Here is a 5,364-nt window from a genome sequence, read left to right as displayed (position 1 = left end):
ATCCGAGCGGTACAGGTGGATGGGGGTAGCGAGTTCATGGCGGAGTTTGAGGTAGCGTGCCAAGGCCTGGGCATCGCTCTTTTTGTGCTGCCTCCCCGGAGTCCTAGGCTTAACGGGCACGTGGAGCGGTTGCAACGGACTTTTAGGGAAGAGTTTTACACCCGACCCTTGCCCACGAGGGTTAGCGAGCTACAGGTGGAGCTTAATGCCTACCTGGACTACTACAACCGCAGGAGACCCCACGTGGCCCTGGGTGGCCTTGCTCCCTTGGAGTTCTTGGCTAAGATACGGGAGGGGTCGGTTCCCTAAGGTGTCTCAAATGTCGTGGCCGAGTACACTGATTTGCGCCTGGGCTAGGGTTTTGCTAGGCTGGTTGGGTGCAGACGGCCAAGCCCCTTAAGCGCGCGGTGGCCCTGGCCGCCTGGAGCGAGGAAGGGCTTCTCTTGGTGAAGCGGCCCGAGGAGGACCCCGAGTTCGCCGGGGCCTGGGGCCTGCCGGCGGTGAGCCTTGGGGATGGAGAAGGCCCGGAGGATGGGGCCCTAAGGGTAGGCCGGGAGAAGCTGGGAGCCGGGGTGGAGGTCCTCCGGCCCGTGGCCTTCGGGGTGGAGGAGCGGACCGCGTACACCCTGGAGCTTTGGGTGGTGGAGGCCAGGCTTCTCGCCAGGCCTGAGCTTCCCGAGCCCAAGCCCGGCAAGACCTACTACCGGGCCTACCGCTTTGGCCGGCCCGAGGAGCTTAGGGAAGCCGCCCGGCAAGGCTCCTTATGCAGCCGCCTTTACCTGGCGGTGAAAGGTCTCTGCCCGTGACCATGGAAACCCTGGTTCTGGTCAACCTGTTCCACGAGCTGGCCCTGAAAGGGGAAAACCGCCCCTTTTTCCTGAGGAAGGCCAAGGCCCATGTAAGGGAGGCCCTTAAGGGCACGGCGGCCCGGTTGGAGGCGGAGTGGCCCATGGCCCTCCTCTTCCGCCTGCCCCAGGAAGCCTGGCTCGAGGCCAAGGAACGCCTGAAGGACACCCTGGGAGTGGAGGGCTTTGCCCGGGTCCTGCGCACTCCCCCGGATCTAAAGGCCCTCGAGGCTGCCCTGGAGGAAACCCTTAAGAGGGAACGCTTCGAAAGCTTCCGCATCACCGCCAAACGCTCCGACAAGACCTTCCCCCTCACCTCTCCCGAGATCGAGCGCCTCCTTGGGGCCTTCGTGAAGGAGAAGACGGGAGCCAGGGTGCAGCTCAAGGGAGCGGAAAGGGAGCTGGTGGTGCGCATCCTGCCCAACGCCGCCCTTTTGGAGGTGGAGCGCCACCCGGGACCGGGAGGGCTTCCCCCCGGGGTTTCCGGAAAGGTGGTGGCCCTCCTTTCCGGGGGGATTGACTCCCCCGTGGCCGCCTACCGCCTCATGCGCCGGGGAGCGGAGGTGGTCTTAGTGCACTTCCACCCCTTCCCCCTTCTCTCGGGCCAGAGCCGGGAAAAGGCCAAGGCCATCGCCGAACGCCTGGCCCGCTTCCAGCACCGCATCACCCTCCACCTGGTTCCCTTCAGCGAGGTGCAGCGGCAGATCATCCTCGAGGCCCCCAAGGCCTACCGGGTGGTCCTCTACCGCCGCTACATGCTCCGCATCGCCGAGGCCATCGCCAAGGAGGAAGGGGCCTTGGCCTTGGCCACCGGGGACAGCCTGGGCCAGGTGGCCTCGCAGACCCTGGAGAACCTCCATGTGGTCAACCAGGCAGCCACCCTTCCCGTCTTCCGGCCCTTGATCGGCTTTGACAAGATGGAGATCAAGGCGGAGGCGGAGCGCATCGGCACCTACGCCATCTCCATCCTCCCCGACGAGGAGTGCTGCACCCTTTTCGCCCCCAAGCACCCCGTGACCCGGGCCCAGCTTTCCGTGGCCTTGGAAACGGAAAGCCGTTTGGATACGGAAAGGCTCATCGCCTTGGCCCTCGAGGGCCGGGAGGTGGTGCGCTACACCTGGCCGGGGCAAAAACCCCTACCAAAGGCTCAGGAGAAGGCCCCTATAATGGAGCATGGACCTCTTGACGGCTAAAGCCCTCCTGGAAAGGGGCGAAACCACTCCCTTGGCCCTTTTGGAGGAAGCCCTGGAAAGGGCCCGGGCCTTCCAGGACCGCAACGCCTTGGCCTACCTGGACGAGGAAGAAGCCAAGGAGGAAGCCAAGCGGCTTACGGAGGAGCTAAGGCAGGGGTACATCCGCGGACCCCTACACGGCATCCCCCTCACGGTAAAGGACCTCTTCCCGGTCAAGGGCATGCCCACCCGGGCAGGAACCCGGGCCCCCCTCCCTCCCCTTCCTGAGGAGGCCCAGGCGGTAAGGCGCCTGAGGGAAGCCGGAGCCCTTATCTTCGCCAAAACCAACATGCACGAGGTGGCCCTGGGCATCACCGGGGAAAACCCTTGGACGGGCCCGGTGCGCAACGCCTTAGACGCAAGCCGCCAAGCCGGGGGAAGCAGCAGCGGAAGCGCCGTGGCCGTGGCCTTGGGGATCGGCCTCGCCTCCCTGGGCTCGGACACGGGAGGGTCCATCCGCATCCCTGCCGCCTTCAACGGGGTGGTGGGCTTCAAGCCCTCCTACGGCCGGGTAAGCCTGGAAGGTGCCTTGCCCCTCTCCCGCTCCACCGACCACGCGGGGCCCATCGCCAAGACGGTGCGGGACGCCCACTTCCTCACGGAGATCCTGGCCGGGGAAAGCATCCCCCTCGAGGGCCCGCAAAACCCCACCTTCGGCGTACCCCTGGACTTCTTGGAGGGCCGTCTGGGGGTGGAGGTGCGCAGGGCTTTCCAGAGGCTTCTAGAGGAACTCCCCTCCTTGAGGGCCGAGGTAAGGGAGGTATCCTTACCCCTACCCGGGGTCTATGAGGTCTACACCCGTCTGGTGCGCTACGAGGCAGCCCGTATCCACGAAAAAGCCTTAAGGGAACATCCGGAAGGCTTCTCTCCCCAGGTGCGGGAGGCCCTTATGGCCGGGCTTTCCCTCACGGAGAAGGATTACCGGGATGCGGTGGCGGAAAGGGAGGCCCTGCGCCTCCAGTTGGTGAAGGCCTTAAGGGGGGTGGACGCCCTCCTCCTCCCCGCCCAGCCCCTTCCTGCCCCCCCTTTGGGCACGGAGGAGGTGGAGCTGGAATCGGGCAGGAGGAGCCACCGGGAGGCCTTCATCACCCTCACCCTGCCCTTCAGCCTCCTCGGGGTGCCCACCCTAACCCTCCCCTTCGCCCGGGTGGAGGGGATGCCCGTGGGGCTCCAGGTGGTGGGGCCCTACGCGGAGGATGGCCGGGTGCTGGCCATTGGAGGCTGGCTCGAGGCCCGGCTAAAGTAGCGCGTAGAGCAGGCCCAGGGTCAAGAGGGTAAGGGGTAGCCCCAACCGAAGATGCTCCATGAATCCTATCCTCACCCCTTCCCTTCCCGCCCCCTCGGCCACGATGAGGTTGGCCACGCTGGCCAAGAGGGTCAGGTTCCCCGCCAGGGTGCTTCCCCCAGCCAGAAGAAGCCAGTCCCTGGGCTCCTGTACCAGGGGCGCCAGGAGCAACACCGCAGGCACATTGGAGATGAGAAGGGAAAGGAGGGTGGCGGCCAGAAGAAGCCCTAAAGGCGTGGTGGCCAAGGGCACAAGAAACTCCGCCAGGCCCAGCCTTCGTACCCCCTCGGTGACCATGAAGAGGGCGGCGAACATCACCAGTAGCTCCCAGTCCACCCGCAAGAAGTAGCGCTCGGAGCGTAGGCGGCGGGTGAAGAGGAGGATGCCTGCGGCCACCAAGGCCCCCTGGGCCATGGGGTAGCCCAGGAGGAAGGCCAGGAAAAGCCCAAAGGCCACCCAAAGCCCCTTGGCCAACAGGGGGCCGTGCAGGCGGTAGCGCAAGGGGGGAATGGGGGAAAGGGGCTTTAAGGAGCGTACCTCGGGGTAGAGGAGGGCCAGGAGAACCACCTGAAGCCCCAGGCCCAGCAGGGCCACGGGCCAGAGGGCCGAAACAAACCCCAGGTAGGAGATGCCGGATAGGCTCGCCACCACGATGTTCTGGGGGTTCCCCGTGGGGGTCATGAGGCTTCCCGTGTTCACCGCCGCCATGAGGGTAAGGAGGTAGGGCACGGGGTTCAGGCCCAGGCTCCGGGTTAGGGAGAGGACCAAGGGGGTGAGGAGAAGGGCCATGGTGTCGTTCAGGAAAAGGGCGGAAAGGAACCCGCTTCCAAAGGTAAGAAGGAGGAGAAGGGCCAAGGGAGTCCTGGCCAGACCCAAAAGCCTCTCCGCCGCAAGGCCAAAGAAGCCCGCATAGCCCAGATGGGCGTTCAGGACCATGATGCCGAAGAGGAAGGTGAGGGCTTGGGCGTCCAGGGCCTGCCAGGCCTCCCGGAGGTCCAAGACCCCGAGGAGCACCAGAAAGCTCGCCCCCACCAGGGCCACCCCCGCCCGGTTCATGCGGTAGCCGGGAAGCCCTCCCAGGGCCAGGCCCAGGTAGGTGAGGAGGAGCACCAGGAGGCTAAGCCCCTCCCGTATCTCCTGGGAAAGCTCCATACAGTTTCTCTTCCAGCCGGGCCTTCACACGAGGCCACTCCTCCCGCAGGATGCTGTAGACCACGTCGTCGCGGAAGCGGCCATCCGAGAGAAGGCGGTTCCGCCGCAAGACCCCTTCCCGCACCGCCCCCAAGGACTCCAAGGCCCTTTGGCTTCGCAGGTTCAAGGGGTCCACCTTAAACTGCACCCTTTCCGCAAGGAGCACCTCGAAGGCGTGGCGCAGGAGGAGATACTTGGCCTCCTTGTTGGCGGGGCTTCCCCAGAAGGGTTTGAAGATGAGGGTACCGATCTCCAGCTTGCGGTTTTGCGGATCCGGGGCGATGACGGAGATCCGCCCAGCCAGCTCCCCTCCCAGGAAAACGGCCCAGTTAACCCGGCCAGGCTCGGAAAGAAGGGCCTCGAGGTGAGCCCTTAGGTCCTCCGGCCCCCTTACCCTATGGCTCATGTGGCGGTAGACCTCGGGGTCAAACTGGGCTTGGAAGCCCGGAAGGTGGGAGAGGGTTAGGGGCTCCAAGCGGACATACCGGCCCTCGAGGCTCTGGGGAAAGGACCACATGCCTCCATTATGGGACAAAACCCTTTTAGCTCCCGTACCAGCCGCAGGCCAAGGGCTTTGGCGATGCGCCCTGGGGTATAATGGCGGCGAAGGGAGGCTTAAAATGAAAAAGTTATTGGCTTTTTGCGCCGTTCTTTTACCCTTAGCCTTGGCCCAAGGCGTCACCATCACCGGTCGTGTCAAGAGTTATGTGTAAGAGTCTGTGTACGGGGGGCATACCGCTCCTGAAGCATCTTCTCCAGCACCTCCTTCACCTCCGAGAACCCCTTTAGTTTCCGTTCTGCCCACCTCCCT

6 protein-coding genes are annotated in these 5,364 nt (G+C 64.8%); 4 read left to right on the top strand and 2 right to left on the bottom strand.

What is annotated here, in order from left to right; translation table 11 throughout:
• The 4 genes from G584_RS12280 to G584_RS0111130 all read left to right on the top strand — a co-directional run.
• On the top strand, positions 1-309 hold a 309-nt coding region (locus tag G584_RS12280; RefSeq protein WP_038050991.1), incomplete at its 5' end, for an integrase core domain-containing protein.
• Positions 310-377: 68 nt separating this feature from the next.
• Entirely contained in the window at positions 378-806 is a 429-nt protein-coding gene (locus tag G584_RS0111140) for an NUDIX hydrolase (RefSeq protein WP_019550575.1), read from the top strand.
• A gap of 2 nt (positions 807-808) precedes the next feature.
• Positions 809-2,038, top strand: coding sequence for a tRNA uracil 4-sulfurtransferase ThiI (thiI, locus tag G584_RS0111135; RefSeq protein WP_028494664.1), 1,230 nt, complete (start codon positions 809-811; stop codon positions 2,036-2,038).
• Complete coding sequence (locus G584_RS0111130) at positions 2,019-3,323, top strand: amidase (RefSeq protein ID WP_028494663.1); 1,305 nt, start codon at positions 2,019-2,021, stop codon at positions 3,321-3,323. The genes thiI and G584_RS0111130 overlap by 20 nt, the downstream gene beginning before the upstream one ends.
• Here the strand turns inward: G584_RS0111130 and G584_RS0111125 are convergent.
• Both G584_RS0111125 and G584_RS0111120 read right to left on the bottom strand, forming a co-directional pair.
• Positions 3,315-4,514, bottom strand: a complete 1,200-nt coding sequence (locus tag G584_RS0111125; protein ID WP_028494662.1) for an SLC13 family permease — start codon at positions 4,512-4,514, stop codon at positions 3,315-3,317. The genes G584_RS0111130 and G584_RS0111125 overlap by 9 nt on opposite strands.
• On the bottom strand, positions 4,480-5,070 hold the full coding sequence (locus G584_RS0111120) for a GNAT family N-acetyltransferase (RefSeq protein WP_028494661.1): 591 nt from the start codon (positions 5,068-5,070) through the stop codon (positions 4,480-4,482). The genes G584_RS0111125 and G584_RS0111120 overlap by 35 nt, the downstream gene beginning before the upstream one ends.
• Positions 5,071-5,364: the final 294 nt, after the last annotated feature.

This window comes from Thermus antranikianii DSM 12462, assembly GCF_000423905.1.
Classification (GTDB): domain Bacteria; phylum Deinococcota; class Deinococci; order Deinococcales; family Thermaceae; genus Thermus; species Thermus antranikianii.
The sequence above is the reverse complement of the archived record's forward strand: the minus strand, read 5'-3'. Positions and strand labels throughout refer to the sequence as shown.

Excerpts from the sequence above, each read along its gene's own strand:
- G584_RS0111125 (WP_028494662.1), bottom strand. The coding sequence starts at position 4,514 with ATGGAGCTTTCCCAGGAGATACGGGAGGGGCTTAGCCTCCTGGTGCTC.
- G584_RS0111120 (WP_028494661.1), bottom strand. The coding sequence starts at position 5,070 with ATGTGGTCCTTTCCCCAGAGCCTCGAGGGCCGGTATGTCCGCTTGGAG.
- thiI (WP_028494664.1), top strand. The coding sequence starts at position 809 with ATGGAAACCCTGGTTCTGGTCAACCTGTTCCACGAGCTGGCCCTGAAA.
- G584_RS0111130 (WP_028494663.1), top strand. The coding sequence starts at position 2,019 with ATGGACCTCTTGACGGCTAAAGCCCTCCTGGAAAGGGGCGAAACCACT.